1 protein-coding gene is annotated in these 265 nt (G+C 67.9%); it reads right to left on the bottom strand.

Features of this window, described 5'->3' with window-relative positions; all coding sequences use genetic code 11:
* Positions 1-224, bottom strand: a 224-nt coding sequence (locus QSV46_RS39975; protein WP_314964130.1) for a LacI family DNA-binding transcriptional regulator, incomplete at its 3' end; no start/stop codon positions are given.
* Positions 225-265 lie beyond the last annotated feature (41 nt).

Genomic DNA, 265 nt, shown 5'->3' with positions numbered 1-265 from the left:
AGATAAGACTGGATCTGCTGCATGAACAGGTTCGGCCCCGACGGCATCACGAAGGCGAAGCGCCGGGCACGGCCACGGGCGAGCTCGGCGCCGGCCACATGCGGCTGGAAGGAGTTGCGCGCGATCGTCTCCTTGACACGGCGGATTGTATCCGGCCGCACGCCGGGGCGGTTGTGCAGGACACGATCGACCGTCGCGAGGCTGACGCCAGCCTGGCGGGCGATGTCCCTAAGCGTGAGAGGGCTGTTGCCGCCCGGCTCCTTCA

The organism is Bradyrhizobium cosmicum (genome assembly GCF_032290525.1).
Lineage (GTDB): Bacteria > Pseudomonadota > Alphaproteobacteria > Rhizobiales > Xanthobacteraceae > Bradyrhizobium > Bradyrhizobium cosmicum_A.
Note: the sequence above shows the minus strand (reverse complement) of the source record. Positions and strands in the feature narration are given on the sequence as shown.